Source organism: Escherichia sp. KCJ4928 (assembly GCF_004352695.1).
GTDB lineage: Bacteria > Pseudomonadota > Gammaproteobacteria > Enterobacterales > Enterobacteriaceae > ECMA0423.
Window position 1 is genome coordinate 1 of the sequence record NZ_SJWV01000069.1, and the last position, 20257, is coordinate 20257.

17 protein-coding genes are annotated in these 20257 nt (G+C 50.0%); 10 read left to right on the forward strand and 7 right to left on the reverse strand.

Going from position 1 to position 20257, the window contains the following annotated elements; all coding sequences use genetic code 11:
• Window positions 1–46 precede the first annotated feature (46 nt).
• Both yiaJ and E0D98_RS12210 read left to right on the forward strand, forming a co-directional pair.
• A complete protein-coding gene (gene yiaJ / locus E0D98_RS12205) occupies window positions 47–895 on the forward strand; it encodes an IclR family transcriptional regulator YiaJ (protein ID WP_131890660.1) in 849 nt (282 codons plus the stop codon).
• A gap of 101 nt (window positions 896–996) precedes the next feature.
• Entirely contained in the window at window positions 997–1470 is a 474-nt protein-coding gene (locus E0D98_RS12210) for a 4Fe-4S dicluster domain-containing protein (protein ID WP_131890663.1), read from the forward strand.
• 150 nt (window positions 1471–1620) lie between these two features.
• Here E0D98_RS12210 and avtA read toward each other — a convergent pair whose 3' ends face one another.
• Window positions 1621–2874, reverse strand: coding sequence for a valine--pyruvate transaminase (avtA, locus tag E0D98_RS12215; RefSeq protein ID WP_000144344.1), 1254 nt, complete (start codon window positions 2872–2874; stop codon window positions 1621–1623).
• Window positions 2875–3051: 177 nt separating this feature from the next.
• Window positions 3052–5082, reverse strand: coding sequence for an alpha-amylase (gene malS, locus E0D98_RS12220; RefSeq protein ID WP_000761259.1), 2031 nt, complete (start codon window positions 5080–5082; stop codon window positions 3052–3054).
• A 319-nt stretch (window positions 5083–5401) separates the two neighbouring features.
• Between malS and E0D98_RS12225 the strand changes: the two genes are divergently transcribed.
• On the forward strand, window positions 5402–6226 hold the full coding sequence (locus E0D98_RS12225; protein WP_001297957.1) for a protein bax: 825 nt from the start codon (window positions 5402–5404) through the stop codon (window positions 6224–6226).
• 107 nt (window positions 6227–6333) lie between these two features.
• On the opposite strand, the gene xylR is transcribed toward E0D98_RS12225, so the two are convergent.
• The 4 genes from xylR to xylF form a co-directional block, all read right to left on the reverse strand.
• Window positions 6334–7512, reverse strand: a complete 1179-nt coding sequence (gene xylR / locus E0D98_RS12230) for a D-xylose utilization transcriptional activator XylR (RefSeq protein WP_000494484.1) — start codon at window positions 7510–7512, stop codon at window positions 6334–6336.
• Between the two features lie 77 nt (window positions 7513–7589).
• Window positions 7590–8771: a xylose ABC transporter permease XylH gene (gene xylH, locus E0D98_RS12235; protein ID WP_000045978.1), complete on the reverse strand. Its 1182-nt coding sequence runs from the start codon at window positions 8769–8771 to the stop codon at window positions 7590–7592.
• Window positions 8749–10290, reverse strand: a complete 1542-nt coding sequence (gene xylG, locus E0D98_RS12240; RefSeq protein WP_001146482.1) for a D-xylose ABC transporter ATP-binding protein — start codon at window positions 10288–10290, stop codon at window positions 8749–8751. Before xylG ends, xylH begins: the two co-directional genes overlap by 23 nt.
• A 77-nt stretch (window positions 10291–10367) precedes the next feature.
• Window positions 10368–11360, reverse strand: coding sequence for a D-xylose ABC transporter substrate-binding protein (gene xylF, locus E0D98_RS12245; protein ID WP_001296518.1), 993 nt, complete (start codon window positions 11358–11360; stop codon window positions 10368–10370).
• A 365-nt stretch (window positions 11361–11725) separates the two neighbouring features.
• On the opposite strand from xylF, the gene xylA reads away from it, so the two are divergent.
• From xylA to yiaA, 4 genes are all read left to right on the forward strand, one after another.
• A complete protein-coding gene (gene xylA / locus E0D98_RS12250; protein WP_001149592.1) occupies window positions 11726–13048 on the forward strand; it encodes a xylose isomerase in 1323 nt (440 codons plus the stop codon).
• A gap of 71 nt (window positions 13049–13119) precedes the next feature.
• Window positions 13120–14574: a xylulokinase gene (xylB, locus tag E0D98_RS12255; RefSeq protein ID WP_000275386.1), complete on the forward strand. Its 1455-nt coding sequence runs from the start codon at window positions 13120–13122 to the stop codon at window positions 14572–14574.
• Between the two features lie 168 nt (window positions 14575–14742).
• Window positions 14743–15084: an inner membrane protein YiaB gene (yiaB, locus tag E0D98_RS12260; protein WP_000858193.1), complete on the forward strand. Its 342-nt coding sequence runs from the start codon at window positions 14743–14745 to the stop codon at window positions 15082–15084.
• 45 nt (window positions 15085–15129) lie between these two features.
• Window positions 15130–15567, forward strand: coding sequence for an inner membrane protein YiaA (gene yiaA, locus E0D98_RS12265; RefSeq protein WP_001298726.1), 438 nt, complete (start codon window positions 15130–15132; stop codon window positions 15565–15567).
• Window positions 15568–15608: 41 nt separating this feature from the next.
• On the opposite strand, the gene wecH is transcribed toward yiaA, so the two are convergent.
• On the reverse strand, window positions 15609–16604 hold the full coding sequence (gene wecH, locus E0D98_RS12270) for an O-acetyltransferase WecH (protein ID WP_001182653.1): 996 nt from the start codon (window positions 16602–16604) through the stop codon (window positions 15609–15611).
• A 174-nt stretch (window positions 16605–16778) separates the two neighbouring features.
• On the opposite strand from wecH, the gene E0D98_RS12275 reads away from it, so the two are divergent.
• From E0D98_RS12275 to glyS, 3 genes are all read left to right on the forward strand, one after another.
• On the forward strand, window positions 16779–17078 hold the full coding sequence (locus tag E0D98_RS12275; protein WP_000980111.1) for a YsaB family lipoprotein: 300 nt from the start codon (window positions 16779–16781) through the stop codon (window positions 17076–17078).
• A 94-nt stretch (window positions 17079–17172) separates the two neighbouring features.
• Window positions 17173–18084, forward strand: coding sequence for a glycine--tRNA ligase subunit alpha (glyQ, locus tag E0D98_RS12280; protein ID WP_001168544.1), 912 nt, complete (start codon window positions 17173–17175; stop codon window positions 18082–18084).
• A 9-nt stretch (window positions 18085–18093) separates the two neighbouring features.
• Window positions 18094–20163, forward strand: coding sequence for a glycine--tRNA ligase subunit beta (gene glyS / locus E0D98_RS12285; protein WP_001291774.1), 2070 nt, complete (start codon window positions 18094–18096; stop codon window positions 20161–20163).
• The last annotated feature ends 94 nt before the right edge of the window (window positions 20164–20257 follow it).

Sequence of the window (20257 nt, forward strand, 5' to 3'; positions counted from 1 at the left end):
ATCGTGAACTACGGCACACTTTGCGCTACCATCAGGACGCGACAAAATGGGGAAAGAAGTGATGGGAAAAAAAGAGAACGGGATGGCGCAGGAAAAAGAGCGTCCAGCCGGAAGCCAGAGTCTGTTTCGCGGGTTGATGCTGATTGAGATTTTGAGCAACTATCCAAACGGTTGTCCGTTGGCGCATCTTTCGGAGCTGGCTGGTTTAAATAAGAGTACCGTCCATCGCTTATTGCAGGGATTACAGTCCTGCGGCTATGTGACCACCGCGCCCGCCGCAGGGAGTTACCGCCTGACTACCAAATTTATTGCCGTCGGGCAGAAGGCGCTGTCTTCGCTGAATATCATTCATATCGCCGCTCCGCATCTTGAGGCACTGAACATCGCCACTGGTGAAACCATTAACTTCTCCAGCCGCGAAGACGATCACGCTATTTTGATTTATAAGCTGGAACCCACAACTGGGATGCTGCGAACCCGTGCCTATATTGGCCAGCATATGCCGCTCTACTGTTCCGCAATGGGCAAGATCTACATGGCGTTTGGTCACCCGGACTACGTGAAGTCATACTGGGAAAACCATCAGCATGAGATCCAGCCGTTAACCCGCAATACCATTACCGAGCTGCCCGCGATGTTCGACGAACTGGCGCACATTCGTGAAAGCGGAGCGGCGATGGACAGAGAAGAAAACGAACTCGGCGTCTCCTGTATTGCTGTTCCGGTGTTTAATATTCATGGGCGGGTGCCGTACGCCGTGTCGATTTCGCTTTCGACATCACGTCTGAAACAGGTGGGGGAGAAAAATCTCCTGAAACCACTGCGTGAAACCGCGCAGGCTATTTCTAATGAACTGGGATTTACTGTCAGGGACGACCAGGGCGCGATCACATAACGTTTTGGACAAGTGCCAAAACTTTAACATTTCCTTCGTTGGATCAAAGCAGTAGGGACGCGCTCTCTGGCACTCTGCTGTTTTAGTGCAAAGGAGTGATCATGAACCGGTTTATTATTGCGGATGCGACGAAATGTATCGGTTGCCGTACCTGTGAAGTGGCTTGCGCAGTGTCGCATCAGGATAATCAGGATTGCGCTGCGTTGTCACCAGACGAGTTTATTTCCCGTATTCGTGTCATTAAAGACCACAGCTGGACCACGGCAGTAGCCTGTCATCAGTGTGAAGATGCACCGTGCGCGAATGTCTGCCCTATTGACGCGATAAGCCGCGAACATGGGCATATTTTCGTTGAACAAACACGTTGCATTGGCTGTAAAAGCTGTATGCTGGCTTGCCCGTTTGGTGCGATGGAGGTCGTTTCTTCGCGCAAAAAGGCGAGGGCGATTAAGTGCGATCTGTGCTGGCATCGGGAGACGGGGCCGGCCTGTGTTGAAGCCTGCCCGACAAAGGCGTTGCAGTGCATGGATGTCGAGAAAGTGCAGCGGCATCGGCTACGGCAGCAGCCTGTTTGAAACGTTTTCCGGCGTTTCTCAACGCCGGAATAGTGCGCTTTGTTTATGCCAGATGCGGCGTAAACGCCTTATCCGGCCTACAAATTCTTCCAAATTCAATATATTGCAGAAATCATGTAGGCCTGATAAGCGTAGCGCATCAGGCAATTTTTAGTGACTTTCAGCCCAGGCTCTTTCTATCTCTTCCGCCAGAATCTTCACCCCCGCCTCAATTTTCTCCGGCTCTGGTACGTAGTTCATGCGCATACATTGATGCGTATGCGGCCACGGTTTATCCAGTCCCGGGAAGAAGTTGTGCCCCGGCACCATCAGCACGCCGCGTGCTTTCAGGCGCTGGTAGAGTTGCTCGGTCGTAATGGGCAAATCCTTAAACCATAGCCAGAGGAAAATGGCTCCTTCTGGTTTATGAATTAGGCAGCGATCTTCCGGTAAATAGCGGCGAATGATGGCGATAGTTTCCTGAACACGCTGGTAGTAAAACGGTTTGATGACTGTTTCAGACAGGCGCAGCAGATCGTTACGCTTAATCATTTCACACATCATCGCCGGACCAATACCGCCAGGTGCCAGGCTGATAATGCCGTTCATATTGGTGATGGCAGTGATGATTTTTTCATTGGCGATGATAATGCCGCAGCGGGAGCCAGGCAGCCCCAGCTTGGAAAGACTCATGCACAGCACGATATTCGGATTCCATAGCGGGCGCGCTTCACTGAAGATGATACCCGGGAACGGGACGCCATAAGCGTTATCAATCACCAGCGGAATGCCGTGTTGATTCGCCAGCGCGTCAAGCTTCAGCAACTCTTCGTCAGTAATCACATTGCCTGTTGGATTCGTCGGCCGGGAGACGCAAATCATCCCGGTTTCTTCGCCAATATGCAGATGCTCAAAATCGACGTGGTATTTAAACTGGCCTTCCGGCAGCAGTTCAATATTCGGACGCGCAGAGACAAACAGATCTTCTTCCAGTCCGGCGTCAGCGTAGCCAATGTATTCCGGTGCCAGCGGGAACAGCACTTTTTTGACCCGACCATCGGCACGGCGTCCGGCAAACAGATTAAATAAGTAGAAAAACGCGCTCTGGCTGCCGTTTGTTAGTGCAATATTCTGTGCTTCGATATCCCAACCCAACTTCTCGCGCAGCATTCCGGCAAGCAGTGTGAGTAGCTCCGTTTTCCCCTGTGGACCGTCGTAATTGCACAGTGCATCAGTCGCTTTGCCACTTTCCAGCATGTCGGTCAGTAGCGTCTGGAAGTAGTCCTGCATTTCCGGGATCTGCGCCGGATTACCGCCGCCGAGCATAATCGCGCCAGGCGTGCGTAAACCGTCGTTCAGATCTTCCATCAGCAGCGTAATGCCGGAGTGGCGGGTAAATTTGTCACCAAAAAGGGAGAATGTCATAGCGGGATATCTGTCGAACTCTGTAGCAAGGAAGGTAACAATAACGCTACATTTGCTGGGGTGCAAATCGGTCTGTTGGAGAGTGAGCGGTGCTTTATCCTGCAACGCTGATTAGGGCTGACATTTTATCCTGGTTGGCGGCTTCCCGAGGTACTGACGAACGGGAAGCCGGAAAAGTCACTGTTGCCCAGCCCAGATGACCAGCACTTTATCGTCGCCATGCTCACGAACAAAGCCGTAGCCCTGCTTCAGCGAAAGTGTCGTTTGTTTGCCCGCGCCAATTGCGGGATGGCGGGCGCGGAACTGGCTGATTTTCTGCCAGTGCGCGACGTTGGCGGCAGATTTACCGCTAACATCCTGCCAGTTCATATCCGAACGTGTACCTTGCAGCGGATCAGAACCTGTAGGACCGAACGGACGCGAGGATTCATCGCCATAAAAGATTTGTACCGCGCCTGGCGCTAATAGTAATAACTCTGCTGCTTTGTCGCCCCCTTCACGGAACAGACGGGTATCATGCGACGAGAGGTAGCTCAACACGTTGAAACCCTGCAATTTCTCCGCCATTTGCTGCCAGGTCGTATCCATCTGCGCCAGACAATCGACTGCTTTCGCCGCCTGCTCCTGATAATCGAAATTGATCATCGCATCGAAGCCGTGGCGATAGTAGTCACTTTGCATCACGCCGTGGCCCCAGGCTTCACCGGTCATCCAGAAAGGTTTGTCATCTAATGCTTTGTCGGGGTTAGCTTTTTTCCATTCGCGAAGCGCGGCGCTGGCTTCGGTTTTCAGTTGCTGCCAGGCGGGCAACTCAACATGTTTGGCGGTATCGACCCGAAAACCATCAATCCCATAGTCGCGGACCCACTGACTTAACCAGTGGGTTAAGTAATCGCGAGGTGTAAAGCCTTCGATGACTTTAGCGTGAGTATCCGTTTTGTTTTTATAGAACACCGGCAGACCAGAAGCGGTAGTTGATTCGGTTTTGATATCCGGCAAAAAGGCCAGCGACATAGTGAGATCGTCGAATCCAGGATTGTCGTAATCGCCGATATCCGTTCTGATCCAGTTTTTTCCCCACCATTTATCCCAGCCTGTTTTGTCGCTGAAATTAATGTAATCGTTAAAGCTATGCCAGGTTTGCCCGGCGGCAGGTTTCCAGTCGCTCCAGCGTTCACCCAGCGTTTTTTTCACCTCGTCACCAGAAAGATATAACGCGCCAAACTGATACTCCTGCATATCCGCCAGCGTGGCATAGCCGGTGTGGTTCATCACGACATCAAAGAGAATACGAATACCGCGCTGATGTGCGCTATCAACCAGCGTCCGTAGATCGGCTTCGTTGCCCATATTGGCATCAAGATTCGTCCAGTCCTGTGTGTAATAACCGTGGTAGGCATAATGCGGGAAATCGCCTTTTGTACCGCCGCCGACCCAGCCGTGAATTTGCTCAAATGGGGCGCTTATCCATAAAGCATTAACGCCCAACTGCTGGAGGTAATCCAGTTTGTTGGTCAGGCCGCGTAAATCGCCGCCGTGAAAAGTGCCAATTTCCGCCATACCGTCTTTATGACGTCCGTAACTCTGGTCATTACTGGGATCGCCGTTTTCGAAACGATCTGTCAGCACAAAGTAAACCGTGGCGTTATGCCAGTCGAAAGGGGCAGGGGCGTCAGTTTCTGCCCGTTCCAGCAGGAGTAAACCGTTGCTGGTAGCAGCGGGTTGTAACGTTATTTGACCGTTCTTCACTATCGCAATTTGCTGGCTGTAATAATCCCGTACGGCGGCTCCTTCCGGGAAAGTGGCGCTGACATCCAGCGTGAGCGGTAATCCATCCCATTTCGGGCATTCACGGACCAGGTTTGCTACCGGTTCGGCGGCGTTCTGGATGGAAATCATCAATGTTGGCGTACCGGAGCGGGTGTCTATTTGCAGCGTATATTTGCCGTCTCTGAACAATCGCCATTGAGGCGGCGTGTTGCTACAAGGTTGCAGGGAAAGCATCTGATTGAGTTTTATCGCATCTGCAGGCTGCCAGCACTGTTGGTCAAAATTTAGCGTGAGTGGACGCGTACCTTTGGGCAACTGCGCGTGGCTGACAAATGTTCCCGTTCCCTGTTCGCTAAAGGCAGGGAACCCCGGAGAAGTCCAGCTGGCGGCAACGGCGAAGCCAGGAAGGAGTGTCAGAAAACAGGCGGCGAGTTTCATGGTGGATGAGTCCTTATTGCTGCGATTTCAGACAGTTTGCCAGCGATAAGCCAGACAAAACTCATCCCTGAGCGGTAAGTCCACAGGATGAGAAGCAAGGGTGAGCGATCTCGCGCAAAAAACGGCTGAATTTTGCGATAAACCCCACATTTTCTGCGATTTAGCGCCAATCTGAATCGTTAACACGTGACATAGTTTCAGATTTGGACTATTCCTTGGGGTGCTCTTGACAGCTATTTTTGATATGATTTGAGATTCAACTCTCAAATTTGTGAAAAATATAAGGTGTTGGAATGATTAAATCCGACCAGGAGACCTGATGATTTTGACTCCCATACGACGATATGGGGCGATGATTCTTATGTTACTCACTCTGGTGTTTTCGAGTGAGGTGTTAGCGAAGACGCACACAACAACAGCGAGTCAAAAGTCCCACTTAACTAAAGCTAGTAATAAACAGGTAAGCAGTAAACAAGAGTATTCTCGCAATAGTGCAAAGAGTAGTTCACTTCCTGATTTGCGAAAATACCCTTCCGGAACACCAAGGAAAAAGGCGTTTCTCCGGACCGTAATGCCTTACATTACCAGCCAAAATGCAGCCATTACTGCAGAACGTAACTGGCTGATTTCAAAACAGTATCAGGGCCAATGGTCACCTGCTGAGCGTGCGCGTCTGAAAGACATCGCCAAACGCTACAAGGTGAAGTGGTCTGGTAATACGCGAAAAATCCCGTGGAATACCTTGCTTGAACGCGTAGACATTATCCCTACCAGTATGGTGGCGACGATGGCTGCAGCAGAAAGCGGTTGGGGAACGTCGAAGCTGGCGCGCAACAATAACAATCTGTTCGGCATGAAATGCATGAAAGGACGTTGTACCAATGCGCCGGGTAAAGTGAAAGGGTACTCACAGTTTAGTTCTGTCAAAGAATCGGTGAGCGCCTATGTCACTAACCTGAATACGCACCCGGCTTACTCTTCGTTCCGTAAATCGCGTGCGCAGCTGCGTAAAGCGGATCAGGAAGTGACTGCCACAGCGATGATTCACAAGCTGAAGGGCTACTCGACCAAAGGGAAGAGTTATAATAACTACCTGTTCGCAATGTACCAGGATAACCAACGGTTAATCGCGGCGCATATGTAATTGCATTTCCTTGAGCCTTATCTGATTTGTCGGTCGGATAAGGCTTTTGCTCGCATCAGGTGGCTGTGCTGAGTTCCCTGATGTGACGCCGACAATTCTCATCATCGCTACAACATGACCTCGCTATTTACATCGCGATACTCTTTTGGCGTTGTGTCATATGCTTTTTTAAAAACAGAGTAGAAATATTGCAGCGATGGATAACCGCACATTTGCGATATCTCATTGATCGACAAGGTGGTTGAAATCAGCAGACTGCGCGCTTTCTCCAGCTTCTCGGCATGAATCATGGCATGGATGGTTTCACCCACCTCTTCTTTAAAACGCTTCTCAAGATTGGAGCGCGAGATCCCGACCGCATCCAGTACCTGATCCACTTTAATCCCTTTACAGGCGTGATTACGAATGTAATGCATGGCCTGAATAACGGCGGGATCGGTCAGCGAGCGATAATCTGTTGAGCGCCGTTCAATGACGCGAACTGGTGGGACCAAAATTCGCTGTAGCGGCATTTCTTCTTTATCTAATAATCGATGCAACAGTTTTGCCGCCTGATAGCCCATTTGCCGCGCGCCCTGAGCGACCGAAGAAAGGGCGACACGCGACAGATAGCGGGTCAGTTCTTCGTTATCGATGCCAATCACGCATAATTTTTCCGGTACGGGAATATGTAGATGTTCACATACTTGCAGAATATGCCGCGCCCGGGCGTCAGTAACGGCAATAATCCCGGTTTGCGGTGGCAGCGTTTGTAGCCAGTCTGCCAGCCGATTTTGCGCATGTTGCCAGTTCTCTGGCGCGGTTTCTAACCCCTGATAAACCACTCCGCGATACTTTTCTTCGGCGACAAGCTGACGAAATGCATATTCGCGTTCAGTGGCCCAACGTTTGCCGCTTGATTCCGGAAGACCATAAAAAGCAAAGCGGTTAACGCCTTTCTCTTTTAAATGCAAAAATGCGCTTTCAACCAGCGCATAGTTATCGGTGGCAATGTAATGAACGGGTGGGTAACTTTCTGCAAGGTGATACGAGCCGCCAACCCCAACAATGGGGACGTCGACATCAGCCAGCGCTTGCTCGATCTGTTTGTCGTCGAAGTCGGCAATGACGCCATCTCCTAACCAGTCCTTGATTTTATCAATGCGGGCGCGGAAATCTTCTTCAATGAAAATATCCCATTCCGATTGTGACGCCTGTAAATATTCCCCTACGCCTTCTACTACCTGCCGGTCATAGGCTTTATTGGCATTGAACAGTAATGTGATGCGGTGACGTTTAGTAAACATGGTTCTTTTCCTGCTGAATCATGCAAAAACTCAAAACCGGTAATACGTAACCGGCTTTGAGAAAATTTTTATCAAAATCAAGAACGGCGTTTGGTTGCGGAGTCCATCCATACTGCCAGCAACAGAATCGCACCTTTAACGATATACTGCCAGAAGGTCGGTACATCCATCATACTCATGCCGTTATCCAGTGAAGCCATGATAAATGCCCCCATTACTGCTCCGGCAACGCTTCCCACACCGCCAGCCAGGCTGGTGCCGCCAATCACGCATGCTGCAATTGCGTCCAGTTCGGCGATATTTCCCGCAGAAGGTGAACCAGCGCCAAGTCGAGAACTAAGGATTAATCCGGCGATGGCTACCATTAATCCGTTAATCGCGAACACGGCAAGTTTGGTGCGTTCAACGTTAATCCCGGAGAGACGTGCTGCTTCCAGATTGCCGCCGATGGCATAAATGCGTCGTCCAAATGCCGTCCGCGTTGCCATAAACATTCCGCCGAGTAACAGCAACGTCAGCAGCAGAACAGGAGTGGGAACGCCACGGTAATCATTCAACAGCCAGATTGCGCCTAATACGATGATAGCGGTTAAAGCCTGGCGACCGACTACTGCGGTAGAGGCCGGAGACTGCAAACCCAAAGCCTGACGGCGCATTCTTCCGCGCCATTGCCAACCAACAAAAGCCATTAAGCCAAGCGCGCCAATGATGAAGCCAGTGCTGGCAGGTAGATAGCTTTGCCCAATTTGTGACATCGCGGCGCTGGTGGGGGAAACAGTCGTGCCGTTGGTGATGCCAATGAGTATGCCGCGAAATGCCAACATGCCCGCGAGGGTGACAATAAATGAAGGGACTTTGCGGTACGCGACCCACCATCCGTTCCAGGCACCGAGAAGCAGTCCCAGAACCAACGTCACAATGATGGTAAGTGGCAAAGGCCAGCCTAACCAGACGTCACAAATCGCCGCGACGCCACCTAATAGCCCCATCATTGAGCCGACGGAAAGGTCGATTTCAGCAGAAATTATGACGAACACCATTCCTACCGCGAGGATGCCGGTAATCGCGGTCTGGCGTAACAGGTTGGAGACGTTACGGGCGCTTAAGTAGGCACCATCGGTGGTCCAGGTAAAGAACAGCATGATTGCGATGATAGCTGCAATCATCACGAAGACCTGCAAATTCAGTGATTTCAGCCCGGAAAAGCCACCGGATGTCGGTACGGCCAATTTCACTTCAGACGGATTGCTTTTCGACATGATGTTCGCTCCTCAATGCGGCTTCCATCACCTGCTCCTGAGTCAGGTTATGATTTATCAGGTTGGCTTTTAGTTTCCCTTCATGCATCACCAGTACCCGATCGCTAAGGCCGAGCACTTCAGGTAATTCGGAAGAGATGACAATAACGGCAATACCCTGCTGGACGAGTTGGTTAATTAATTTGTAGATCTCGTATTTCGCGCCAATATCGATACCCCTGGTAGGTTCATCAAGAATGAGGATGCGCGGGTTAAGTAACAGACAGCGAGCGAGGATCGCTTTTTGCTGATTGCCGCCGCTCAAACGTCCAATAGCAAGATCGGGGGACGACGTTTTAACTTTGAGTTGCTGAATTGATTCCAGAATACATTTTTGCTCTTCCGCGTCATCAAGCTGGCTAATGCCACCGGTAAATTTATTGAGTGCGGCGAGGGTAATATTTTTACCAACCGCCATTACCGGAACGATGCCGTCGCGCTTTCTGTCTTCGGGTACCATCGCAATCCCCTGGGCGATGGCTTGCTGACAGTTACGAATATCTACCTGTTTGCCATCAATATAAATTTTTCCTTCCCATTGTCCGGGCCACACGCCAAACAGGCACTGAATGGTCTCGGTACGTCCGGCACCAACGAGTCCGGCAATACCCAGTATTTCGCCACGTTTCAGGGAAAACGAGACATCATTAACTCGTTTAATATGACGATTGACCGGATGCCATGCCGTCAGATGTTCAATACGTAATATTTCATCTCCGGTGGTATGTGGTTCATTAGGGTAAAGCGCGGTTAACTCTCGCCCGACCATCATGGTGATAATATCGTCTTCACTCATTCCGGCAGCATCACGCGTACCAATGTGCTGTCCGTCGCGAATAACGCAAATCGTATCGGAAATCGCTTTGACTTCGTTGAGTTTGTGCGAAATATAAATACAGGCGATACCGTGCTGTTGTAGATCGCGAATAATATCCAGTAAAACCGACGTTTCCTGCTCAGTTAATGAGGCTGTCGGTTCATCGAGAATTAACAAGCGCACCTGTTTATTAAGTGCCTTGGCAATTTCAACCAGTTGTTGTTGCCCAAGCCCTAAATCGCCAACGCGGGTATCAGGTGAAATGGATAAACTGACCTGTGCGAGCAGCTTCTGACAGCGTAGCGTCATCAGGTCATAATCCATAATGCCATTGTGGGTTATTTCGTTACCCAGGAAGATATTTTCCAGCACGGTCAATTCTTTCACTAGGGCCAATTCCTGGTGAATGATGGCGATACCTTTGCGTTCGGTATCGCGGATGTGACTCGCCTGAATCTCTTCTCCCGCAAAAATAATTTCGCCTTCGTAGGAGCCATGGGGATAAATACCACACAGCACTTTCATCAGTGTTGATTTACCAGACCCATTTTCCCCACAAAGTGAGACGATTTCGCCAGCATTCAACCGCAAGCAGACGTTATCAATCGCCTTCACACTGCCGAAGGTTTTGGTAATATTCTTCATTTCAAGTAGATAAGGCATAACGACTCCACCTAAGCCAATTCATTCACGCGGCATGGAGAGAAATCACGCCCCCGCTCCGCGCCGGGGCGTAACGCTTACAGCTCGCTCTCTTTGTGGAATCCGTCTTTAACTACCGTGTCTTTGATGTTGTTTTTATTCACATCGATCGGTGTCAGGAGGCGGGAGGGCACATCTTTCAGGCCATTATTCAGTGTGGTATCTGCTTTTGGTTCCTGACCATTGCCCAACTCAACGGCAATTTCTGCGGCAGTATTTGCCAACAACGTAATAGGTTTATACACCGTCATAGTTTGCGTACCGGCAGCAATACGTTTAATACCTGCGAGATCCGCATCCTGGCCGGAAATTGCTACTTTCCCTGATAAACCTTGCGCGCTTAATGCCTGAATTGCCCCACCTGCGGTGGCATCGTTTGAGGCAACTACAGCATCAATTTTGTTATTATTGGCGGTTAGCGCGTTTTCCATAATTTTCAATGCGTTTTCCGGTAACCAGCCATCAACCCATTGGTCACCAACGACTTTAATTTTTCCGGAATCAACGTAAGGTTTTAACACTTTCATTTGTCCGGCGCGGAACAGCTTGGCGTTGTTATCTACCGGCGAGCCGCCCATCAGGAAGTAATTACCTTGCGGAACAATATCGACCAGGGCTTTTGCCTGCAGTTCACCGACTTTTTCGTTATCGAAAGAAATATAAAAATCGATATCCGCATCGTTAATCATACGATCGTAAGCTAATACTTTAATACCTTCTTGTTTGGCTTCTTTTACAACGTTACTTAATACCTGACCGTTATACGGAATAATGACAAGAACATCGACACCCCGGTTTATCATGTTTTCAATCTGCGACATTTGTGTTTCTTCATTGCCATTTGCAGACTGTACAAATACTTTCGCGCCGAGAGATTCTGCCTTTTTCACAAAAATATCTCGATCTTTTTGCCAGCGTTCAAGACGGAGATCATCAATCGCCATACCTATTTTGACTTCTTTGGCGTGTGCCGCAACGTTGGTAAGCAGAAGTGAGGTGCAAAGGGTGAGTAGAATGTTCTTTATTTTCATGGTGTAGGGCCTTCTGTAGTTAGAGGACAGCTTTAATAAGTAACAATCACCGCGATAAACGTAACCAATTTTTAGCAACTAAACAGGGGAAAACAATTACAGATTTTTATCTTTCGATTACGATTTTTGGTTTATTTCTTGATTTATGACCGAGATCTTACTTTTGTTGCGCAATTGTACTTATTGCATTTTTCTCTTCGAGGAATTACCCAGTTTCATCATTCCATTTTATTTTGCGAGCGAGCGCACACTTGTGAATTATCTCAATAGCAGTGTGAAATAACATAATTGAGCAACTGAAAGGGAGTGCCCAATATTACGACATCATCCATCACCCGCGGCATTACCTGATTATGGAGTTCAATATGCAAGCCTATTTTGACCAGCTCGATCGCGTTCGTTATGAAGGCTCAAAATCCTCAAACCCGTTAGCATTCCGTCACTACAATCCCGACGAACTGGTGTTGGGCAAGCGTATGGAAGAGCACTTGCGTTTTGCCGCCTGCTACTGGCACACATTCTGCTGGAACGGGGCGGACATGTTTGGTGTGGGGGCGTTTAATCGTCCGTGGCAGCAGCCTGGTGAGGCACTGGCGTTGGCGAAGCGTAAAGCAGATGTCGCATTTGAGTTTTTCCACAAGTTACATGTGCCATTTTATTGCTTCCACGATGTGGATGTTTCCCCTGAGGGCGCGTCGTTAAAAGAGTACATCAATAATTTTGCGCAAATGGTTGATGTCCTGGCAGGCAAGCAAGAAGAGAGCGGCGTGAAGCTGCTGTGGGGAACCGCTAACTGCTTTACAAACCCTCGCTATGGCGCGGGTGCGGCGACGAACCCAGATCCTGAAGTCTTCAGTTGGGCGGCAACGCAAGTTGTTACAGCGATGGAAGCAACCCATAAATTGGGCGGTGAAAACTATGTCCTGTGGGGCGGTCGTGAAGGTTACGAAACGCTGTTAAATACCGACTTGCGTCAGGAGCGTGAACAGCTGGGCCGCTTTATGCAGATGGTGGTTGAGCATAAACATAAAATCGGTTTCCAGGGCACGTTGCTTATCGAACCGAAACCGCAAGAACCGACCAAACATCAATATGATTACGATGCCGCGACGGTCTATGGCTTCCTGAAACAGTTTGGTCTGGAAAAAGAGATTAAACTGAACATTGAAGCTAACCACGCGACGCTGGCAGGTCACTCTTTCCATCATGAAATTGCCACCGCCATTGCGCTTGGCCTGTTCGGTTCTGTCGACGCCAACCGTGGCGATGCGCAACTGGGCTGGGACACCGACCAGTTCCCGAACAGTGTGGAAGAGAATGCGCTGGTGATGTATGAAATTCTCAAAGCAGGCGGTTTCACCACCGGTGGTCTGAACTTCGATGCCAAAGTACGTCGTCAAAGTACTGATAAATATGATCTGTTTTACGGTCATATCGGCGCGATGGATACGATGGCACTGGCGCTGAAAATTGCAGCGCGCATGATTGAAGATGGCGAGCTGGATAAACGCATCGCGCAGCGTTATTCCGGCTGGAATAGCGAATTGGGCCAGCAAATCCTGAAAGGCCAAATGTCACTGGCAGATTTAGCCAAATATGCTCAGGAACATAATTTGTCTCCGGTGCATCAGAGTGGTCGCCAGGAGCAACTGGAAAATCTGGTAAATCATTATCTGTTCGACAAATAACGGCTAACTGTGCAGTCCGTTGGCCCGGTTATCGGTAGCGATACCGGGCATTTTTTTAAGGAACGATCGATATGTATATCGGGATAGATCTTGGCACCTCGGGCGTAAAAGTTATTTTGCTCAACGAGCAGGGTGAGGTGGTTGCTTCGCAAACGGAAAAGCTGACCGTTTCGCGCCCGCATCCACTCTGGTCGGAACAAGACCCGGAACAGTGGTGGCAGGCAACTGATCGCGCAATGAAAGCTCTGGGCGATCAGCATTCTCTGCAGGACGTTAAAGCATTGGGTATTGCCGGCCAGATGCATGGAGCAACCTTACTGGATGCTCAACAACGGGTATTGCGCCCTGCCATTTTGTGGAACGACGGGCGCTGTGCGCAAGAGTGCACTTTGCTGGAAGCGAGAGTTCCGCAATCACGAGTGATTACCGGCAACCTGATGATGCCCGGATTTACTGCGCCTAAATTGCTATGGGTTCAGCGGCATGAGCCGGAGATATTCCGTCAAATCGACAAAGTATTATTACCGAAAGATTACTTGCGTCTGCGTATGACGGGGGAGTTTGCCAGCGATATGTCTGACGCAGCTGGCACCATGTGGCTGGATGTCGCAAAGCGTGACTGGAGTGACGTCATGCTGCAGGCTTGCGACTTATCTCGTGACCAGATGCCCGCATTATATGAAGGCAGCGAAATTACTGGTGCTTTGTTACCTGAAGTTGCGAAAGCGTGGGGTATGGCGACGGTGCCAGTTGTCGCAGGCGGTGGCGACAATGCAGCTGGTGCAGTTGGTGTGGGAATGGTTGATGCTAATCAGGCAATGTTATCGCTGGGGACGTCGGGGGTCTATTTTGCTGTCAGCGAAGGGTTCTTAAGCAAGCCAGAAAGCGCTGTACACAGCTTTTGCCATGCGCTACCGCAGCGTTGGCATTTAATGTCTGTAATGCTGAGTGCAGCATCGTGTCTGGATTGGGTCGCGAAATTAACCGGCCTGTGCAATGTCCCAGCTTTAATCGCTGCAGCTCAACAGGCTGATGAAAGTGCCGAGCCAGTTTGGTTTCTGCCTTATCTTTCCGGCGAGCGTACACCACACAATAATCCCCAGGCGAAGGGGGTTTTCTTTGGTTTGACTCATCAACATGGCCCCAATGAACTGGCGCGAGCAGTGCTGGAAGGCGTGGGTTATGCGCTGGCAGATGGCATGGATGTCGTGCATGCCTGCGGCATTAAACCGCAAAGTGTTACGTTGATTGGTGGCGGGGCGCGTAGTGAGTACTGGCGTCAGATGCTGGCGGATATCAGCGGTCAGCAGCTCGATTACCGTACGGGGGGGGATGTGGGGCCAGCACTGGGCGCAGCAAGGCTGGCGCAGATTGCGGCGAATCCAGAGAAATCGCTCATTGAGTTGTTGCCGCAGCTACCGTTAGAACAGTCGCATCTACCAGATGCGCAGCGTTATGCCGCTTATCAGCCACGACGTGAAACGTTCCGTCGCCTCTATCAGCAACTTCTGCCATTAATGGCGTAAACGTTATCCCCTGCCTGACCGGGTGGGGGATAATTCACATCTATATATCTCACTAATTAATTAATATTTAGTATGAATTTATTCTGAAAATCATTTGTTAATGGCATTTTTCAGTTTTGTCTTTCGTTGGTTACTCGTAATGTATCGCTGGTAGATATGGAGATCGTTATGAAAACCTCAAAAACTGTGGCAAAACTATTATTTGTTGTCGGGGCGCTGGTTTATCTGGTTGGGCTATGGATCTCATGCCCATTGCTAAGTGGAAAAGGCTATTTTCTTGGCGTGTTAATGACAGCAACTTTTGGTAACTATGCATATCTTCGCGCAGAAAAACTCGGGCAACTGGATAATTTTTTTACCCATATCTGCCAGTTAGTTGCGTTAATCACTATCGGTCTCTTGTTTATCGGTGTTTTAAATGCACCTATCAATGCTTATGAAATGGTGATCTACCCCATCGCCTTTTTTGTCTGCTTGTTTGGTCAAATGCGTTTGTTTCGCTCGGTATGAGCAACATAAAGCTCTTACACATTCAGGAATGAAAGGAATACTGTGATGGACAACAAAATATCAACCTATTCACCGGCCTTTAGTATTGTGTCATGGATAGCTCTCGTTGGTGGTATCGTTACCTATCTGTTAGGGCTATGGAATGCAGAGATGCAGTTAAATGAAAAAGGGTATTATTTTGCCGTACTGGTGTTAGGACTGTTTTCTGCTGCGTCTTATCAAAAGACCGTTCGGGACAAGTATGAAGGCATACCGACCACTTCCATTTATTATATGACCTGCCTGACTGTCTTTATTATCTCTGTTGCATTACTGATGGTAGGTCTGTGGAATGCGACATTATTACTCAGTGAAAAAGGTTTTTATGGACTGGCTTTCTTCTTAAGCTTGTTTGGTGCAGTAGCGGTGCAGAAGAATATTCGTGATACCGGAATAAACCCGCCAAAAGAAACACAGGTTACCCAGGAAGAATACAGCGAATAATTCACGTAAGCCCGGTCAGTCCAATGTGAACGGGCTTTTACTTAACTCACTAATCTGTTTCTGTCGATTCGTTGTACCAGCATAGAAAGTAACAAACTCGCTGCCAACGTCGCGCAAAAGATCCAAATAATATCCAGTATTGGCCAATTTTTAAGCTCAATTCCCCGGGTGCGCAGCGCATGGATAATCAAGGCGTGGAATCCGTATATACCCAATGAATGGCGGGAGATTAAGCCAAGTCCGCGAATGGTACGCGTATCCAGCGTGTTTTTAACCAGAGTCAATAGCGCGATTGCGCAGATAAAAACCATCGGCCCACAGTAAAGATACCAGGTATCGGCAAAATTTCCGCGCCACTGCAATTCATATAATGTCCCGCGAGAGATAATAAAAACCCCCGTCGCAAACAGCGCGGCGCTCACCCACGACAGTGCTTTATGCTGTGTGTCCATCATCCCTATAGCGCGGCCCAACATGCCATACAGAATGTAGTAAAAAGTATCGCCATTGATATATAAGTTAATTGGCAGCCATTCAAAACCGTCAATTTTCTGCGGCACTGTGTTTGGGTTAGCGATAATGCCAATCACCACCATTAGCACCAGCAACATTTTTCCGCCGACGTTCTTCACCTGAATCAGCGGTGAAACCAGATAAATCACCGCAATCGCGAAGAAAAACCACAAGTGGTAAAACACTGGCTTTTGCAGCAGGTTTTTCAGCGCTAACTCCATATTGATGGAGGTAAACAGCGCAATGTAGAGCAGTGCGATTGCGCTATAAAAAATCAGGCATAAGCCGATACGCAAGAAATGGCGCGGCTGGGCGCTGCGTTCGCCAAAAAAGAGATAGCCGGATATCATGAAAAATAGCGGCACGCTGACACGAGAGGCAGAATTCAGAACATTGGCGATATCCCAGGTGACGGGGCTAACACTATGAGCATTGGTCACATACCAGGTAGTGGTGTGAATCATCACCACCATTAAACACGCTATCCCTCGCAGGTTATCAATCCAGTAAATTTTGGGCTGCATCTGTGTCTCTGTATCTGGTTAAAAAAAGTCTGACCGATAAATCATTCAGTTGGCGCACTGGAATAATCTGAGTTTTATCACTACAGCTTATAGAGGCTTAAGGAAATTCGTAAGATATCAGCCACTATACCGATATAAATAATAAGACTCACCTGCAAACCAGACGGTAATTTAATGATGATGAACGCTTTCTTTCCGGCAATGGCGCTTATGGTGCTAGTGGGTTGTTCTACACCGTCACCCGTGCAGAAAGCACAACGGGTAAAGGTTGATCCTCTGCGTTCGTTGAATATGGAAGCGTTATGCAAGGATCAGGCGGCAAAACGTTATAACACCGGCGAGCAAAAAATCGACGTCACCGCCTTCGAACAGTTCCAGGGAAGCTATGAAATGCGCGGTTATACCTTCCGTAAAGAGCAGTTTGTCTGTTCTTTTGACGCAGATGGCCATTTTTTGCATCTTTCCATGCGTTAAGCCCTGCTTTTTCCCGTTTCGTACTGTATATCTTCCATCCAGCGGGTATACTGATCCCTTCCTTTAAATCCACACGTATCCAGCACGAAATAATATGCAAAAGTTTGATACCAGGACCTTCCAGGGCTTGATCCTGACCTTACAGGATTACTGGGCTCGCCAGGGCTGCACCATTGTTCAACCATTGGACATGGAAGTCGGCGCGGGAACCTCTCACCCAATGACCTGTCTGCGCGCGCTGGGGCCAGAACCGATGGCGGCTGCTTATGTTCAGCCTTCTCGTCGCCCGACCGATGGTCGCTACGGCGAAAACCCCAACCGTTTACAGCACTACTATCAGTTTCAGGTGGTCATTAAGCCATCGCCGGACAATATTCAGGAGCTGTACCTCGGTTCTCTGAAAGAGCTGGGCATGGACCCGACTATTCACGACATCCGTTTCGTGGAAGATAACTGGGAAAACCCGACTCTGGGTGCCTGGGGACTGGGCTGGGAAGTGTGGCTAAACGGCATGGAAGTGACGCAGTTCACTTACTTCCAGCAGGTTGGTGGTCTGGAGTGTAAACCGGTTACCGGCGAGATCACCTACGGTCTGGAACGTCTGGCCATGTACATTCAGGGCGTAGACAGCGTTTACGACCTGGTCTGGAGCGACGGCCCGCTGGGTAAAACCACCTACGGCGACGTGTTCCATCAGAACGAAGTGGAGCAGTCCACTTACAACTTCGAATACGCGGATGTGGACTTCCTGTTCACCTGCTTTGAGCAGTACGAGAAAGAAGCGCAGCAGCTGCTGGCGCTGGAAAATCCGCTGCCGCTGCCAGCCTACGAGCGTATTCTGAAAGCCGCCCACAGCTTCAACCTGCTGGATGCGCGTAAAGCCATCTCCGTCACCGAGCGTCAGCGCTACATTCTGCGCATTCGCACCCTGACCAAAGCAGTGGCAGAAGCATACTACGCTTCCCGTGAAGCCCTCGGCTTCCCGATGTGCAACAAAGATAAGTAAGAGGCGGCTATGTCTGAGAAAACTTTTCTGGTGGAAATCGGCACTGAAGAGCTGCCACCAAAAGCACTGCGCAGCCTGGCTGAGTCCTTTGCTGCGAATTTTACTGCGGAGCTGGATAACGCTGGCCTCGCACACGGCACCGTTCAATGGTTTGCTGCTCCGCGTCGTCTGGCGCTGAAAGTAGCTAACCTGGCGGAAGCGCAACCGGATCGTGAAATCGAAAAACGCGGCCCGGCGATTGCCCAGGCGTTCGACGCTGAAGGCAAACCGAGCAAAGCGGCAGAAGGTTGGGCGCGTGGTTGCGGTATTACCGTTGACCAGGCTGAGCGTCTGACTACCGATAAAGGCGAATGGCTGCTGTATCGCGCCCATGTGAAGGGCGAAAGCACCGAAGCACTGCTGCCGAATATGGTTGCGACTTCTCTGGCGAAACTGCCGATCCCGAAACTGATGCGTTGGGGCGCAAGCGACGTGCACTTCGTGCGTCCGGTGCACACCGTGACCCTGCTGCTGGGCGACAAAGTCATTCCGGCAACCATTCTGGGCATTCAGTCCGATCGCGTGATTCGCGGCCACCGCTTTATGGGCGAACCGGAATTCACCATCGACAACGCCGATCAGTATCCGGAAATTCTGCGTGAGCGCGGGAAAGTCATCGCCGATTACGAAGAACGTAAAGCGAAGATTAAAGCCGATGCCGAAGAAGCAGCGCGTAAGATTGGCGGTAACGCTGACTTAAGCGAAAGCCTGCTGGAAGAAGTGGCTTCGCTGGTGGAGTGGCCGGTCGTTCTGACCGCAAAATTCGAAGAGAAATTCCTCGCGGTGCCGGCTGAAGCCCTGGTTTACACCATGAAAGGTGACCAGAAATACTTCCCGGTGTATGCGAACGATGGCAAACTGCTGCCGAACTTCATCTTCGTTGCCAACATCGAATCGAAAGATCCGCAGCAAATTATCTCTGGTAACGAGAAAGTCGTTCGTCCACGTCTGGCGGATGCCGAGTTCTTCTTCAATACCGACCGTAAAAAACGTCTGGAAGATAACCTGCCGCGCCTGCAAACCGTGCTGTTCCAGCAACAGCTGGGTACGCTGCGCGACAAAACTGACCGCATCCAGGCGCTGGCTGGCTGGATTGCTGAACAGATTGGCGCTGACGTTAACCACGCAACCCGTGCGGGCCTGCTGTCTAAGTGTGACCTGATGACCAACATGGTCTTCGAGTTCACCGACACCCAGGGCGTTATGGGGATGCACTATGCGCGTCACGATGGCGAAGCGGAAGATGTCGCGGTGGCGCTGAATGAGCAGTATCAGCCGCGCTTTGCCGGTGATGACCTGCCGTCTAACCCGGTAGCCTGTGCGCTGGCGATTGCTGACAAGATGGATACTCTGGCGGGTATCTTCGGTATCGGCCAGCATCCGAAAGGCGACAAAGACCCGTTTGCGCTGCGTCGTGCCGCACTTGGCGTGCTGCGAATTATCGTTGAGAAGAACCTCAACCTTGATCTGCAAACGCTGACCGAAGAAGCAGTGCGTCTGTATGGCGATAAGCTGACTAACGCCAACGTGGTTGATGATGTTATCGACTTTATGCTCGGTCGCTTCCGCGCCTGGTATCAGGACGAAGGTTACACCGTTGACACCATCCAGGCGGTACTGGCGCGTCGTCCGACTCGTCCGGCTGATTTCGATGCCCGCATGAAAGCGGTATCGCACTTCCGTACCCTTGAAGCAGCTGCTGCACTGGCGGCGGCGAACAAGCGTGTCTCCAACATTTTGGCGAAATCTGACGAAGTGCTGAGCGACCGCGTGAATGCCTCTACCCTGAAAGAGCCGGAAGAAATTAAACTGGCGATGCAGGTTGTGGTGCTACGTGACAAGCTGGAGCCGTACTTTGCGGAAGGTCGTTACCAGGATGCGCTGGTCGAACTGGCAGAGCTGCGTGAGCCGGTTGATGCTTTCTTCGATAAAGTGATGGTCATGGTTGATGACAAAGAATTGCGTCTCAACCGTCTGACCATGCTGGAGAAACTGCGCGAACTGTTCCTGCGCGTTGCGGATATTTCGCTGTTGCAGTAATAACGCCGTTATTAAAAAGCCTGCCATCTGGCAGGCTTTTTTTATTATCGCTAAATAATACAGCAACCTTTAATAATCTTCTGCTGAATAAAGA

What these genes read in the sequence shown, in the direction of transcription:
- xylR (WP_000494484.1), bottom strand. Translation starts at nt 7,512, where the DNA reads ATGTTTACTAAACGTCACCGCATCACATTACTGTTCAATGCCAATAAA.
- E0D98_RS12225 (WP_001297957.1), top strand. Translation starts at nt 5,402, where the DNA reads ATGATTTTGACTCCCATACGACGATATGGGGCGATGATTCTTATGTTA.
- E0D98_RS12275 (WP_000980111.1), top strand. Translation starts at nt 16,779, where the DNA reads ATGATGATGAACGCTTTCTTTCCGGCAATGGCGCTTATGGTGCTAGTG.
- yiaJ (WP_131890660.1), top strand. Translation starts at nt 47, where the DNA reads ATGGGGAAAGAAGTGATGGGAAAAAAAGAGAACGGGATGGCGCAGGAA.
- wecH (WP_001182653.1), bottom strand. Translation starts at nt 16,604, where the DNA reads ATGCAGCCCAAAATTTACTGGATTGATAACCTGCGAGGGATAGCGTGT.
- glyS (WP_001291774.1), top strand. Translation starts at nt 18,094, where the DNA reads ATGTCTGAGAAAACTTTTCTGGTGGAAATCGGCACTGAAGAGCTGCCA.
- xylB (WP_000275386.1), top strand. Translation starts at nt 13,120, where the DNA reads ATGTATATCGGGATAGATCTTGGCACCTCGGGCGTAAAAGTTATTTTG.
- xylA (WP_001149592.1), top strand. Translation starts at nt 11,726, where the DNA reads ATGCAAGCCTATTTTGACCAGCTCGATCGCGTTCGTTATGAAGGCTCA.
- yiaA (WP_001298726.1), top strand. Translation starts at nt 15,130, where the DNA reads ATGGACAACAAAATATCAACCTATTCACCGGCCTTTAGTATTGTGTCA.
- xylG (WP_001146482.1), bottom strand. Translation starts at nt 10,290, where the DNA reads ATGCCTTATCTACTTGAAATGAAGAATATTACCAAAACCTTCGGCAGT.
- E0D98_RS12210 (WP_131890663.1), top strand. Translation starts at nt 997, where the DNA reads ATGAACCGGTTTATTATTGCGGATGCGACGAAATGTATCGGTTGCCGT.
- glyQ (WP_001168544.1), top strand. Translation starts at nt 17,173, where the DNA reads ATGCAAAAGTTTGATACCAGGACCTTCCAGGGCTTGATCCTGACCTTA.
- xylF (WP_001296518.1), bottom strand. Translation starts at nt 11,360, where the DNA reads ATGAAAATAAAGAACATTCTACTCACCCTTTGCACCTCACTTCTGCTT.
- yiaB (WP_000858193.1), top strand. Translation starts at nt 14,743, where the DNA reads ATGAAAACCTCAAAAACTGTGGCAAAACTATTATTTGTTGTCGGGGCG.
- xylH (WP_000045978.1), bottom strand. Translation starts at nt 8,771, where the DNA reads ATGTCGAAAAGCAATCCGTCTGAAGTGAAATTGGCCGTACCGACATCC.
- avtA (WP_000144344.1), bottom strand. Translation starts at nt 2,874, where the DNA reads ATGACATTCTCCCTTTTTGGTGACAAATTTACCCGCCACTCCGGCATT.
- malS (WP_000761259.1), bottom strand. Translation starts at nt 5,082, where the DNA reads ATGAAACTCGCCGCCTGTTTTCTGACACTCCTTCCTGGCTTCGCCGTT.